At 75.5% G+C, this 1,576-nt stretch carries 1 protein-coding gene; it reads left to right on the forward strand.

All coding sequences use genetic code 11. The features are described 5' to 3' along the window. Nucleotides 1–315: 315 nt before the first annotated feature. The coding region (locus ACSNOH_RS34715; RefSeq protein WP_436725431.1) for an aminotransferase class I/II-fold pyridoxal phosphate-dependent enzyme at nucleotides 316–1,576 on the forward strand (1,261 nt) is incomplete at its 3' end.

The following is a 1,576-nucleotide window of genomic DNA, read 5'->3' on the forward strand; positions in this document are numbered from 1 at the left end:
CCCCCGGCGCCCCGCAATTCGTCACCGGGGCGTTGCGCCGATCAGCCGAAGGCCCATCAGGAGGCGCGCCACGAGGGCCGTCGAGCCGCGCGGAGGGACCTCCGCCCGACCGGGGGACCGGCGAGCGGGCGATCGTATAGAGGCACAAGCGGAAAAGCCAATGAGGACCACGCCTGAGTGAAAGCGGCCCCGACGTCCTGGCCCCGCACGCCCCCGCAGGGCAGGCTGCCAGGCGCACCACCGCGCTCCTTCCACACCGCTCCGCCCTGTGTACCTTCCCGCTCACTGCCGCCGACGGAAGAGCCTCCCTCCCTCATGCCCGACAGCAATCCGTGCCCCGGCCGCCCGGGCCGCCCCGACATCTTCGACAAGCCCCTGGCCTCCCCCTTCCTGCGCGCCGTCCACGCCACGCCCGTACGGCCCTACTACCGGCCCCTGCAAGCGCGCGACGGCGAGGCGGTCGTCGACGGGCGGAAGGTCGTGATGGCCGGCTGCAACGACTACCTCGGCCTGGCCACCGACCCCCGCGTCACCGCCGCGGCCGCCACCGCACTCCAGACGTACGGCACCTCCTGCTCGGGCGCCCGCACGCTCAACGGCACCCTCCCGCTCCACGGCGAACTGGAGGCCGCCGTCGCCGACTTCCTCGGCACCGAGGACGCCGCCGTGGTCACCACCGGCTTCCAGGCCAACCTGGCCCTCGCCGCGCTCTTCGGCCCCGGCGACGCCGTCTTCAGCGACACCGCCAACCACGCCTCGCTCATCGACGGCATCCGCCTGGGCGCCGCGCACCGGCAGCGCTACCGTCACGCCGACGCCGCCCACCTCGACCGGCTCCTCGCCGCCGCCGGCCCCGGCGCGGCCAAGGCCGTCGTCACCGACGGCATGTTCTCCATGGACGGCGCCCTCGCCCCGCTGCCCGCCCTGACCACCGCCGCCCGCCGGCACGGCGCCCGCACCCTCGTCGACGGCGCCCACGACATCGGGCTGCTCGGCCCCTGCGGCCGCGGCGCCGCCGAACTCCTCGGCGTCCACGACCGGGTCGACCTGTTCACGGGCACCTTCTCCAAGTGCTTCGGCTCCACCGGCGGCTTCCTCGCCGGGCCCGCGCACGTCATCACGTACCTGCGCTACGCCGCCCGCGCCATCCTCTTCTCCGCCTCCATGCCGCCGCCCGCCCTCGCCGCCGCCATGAGCGCCCTGGAGATCAGCATCGACGAGCCCTGGCGCCGCCACCGCGTCCTGGCCCTCGCCTCCCGCCTGCGCACCCGCCTCACCGCGCTCGGCTACGACACCGGCCCCGCGCCCGCCGGACCCGTCCCGCCCGGTCCGCCCCCGGCCTTCGGACCGGTCATCGCTGTACGCACGGGGGATCCTGCCGACTGCGTCCGGCTGTGGCAGCACCTGCTCGACGCCGGCGTCTACACCAACCCCGTCGGCCCGCCGGCCGTCCCCGAAGGCTCCTCCATCATCCGCGTCACCCTCCAGGCCACCCACACCGACACCCACGTCGACCGCATCGCCGAGGCCTTCGCGAGCGCACGCCGCACCCCGCAGCCCCCAGCCGCCCCGGTGC

It is taken from the genome of Streptomyces sp. URMC 127 (assembly GCF_051386535.1).
Taxonomy (GTDB): Bacteria; Actinomycetota; Actinomycetes; order Streptomycetales; family Streptomycetaceae; genus Streptomyces.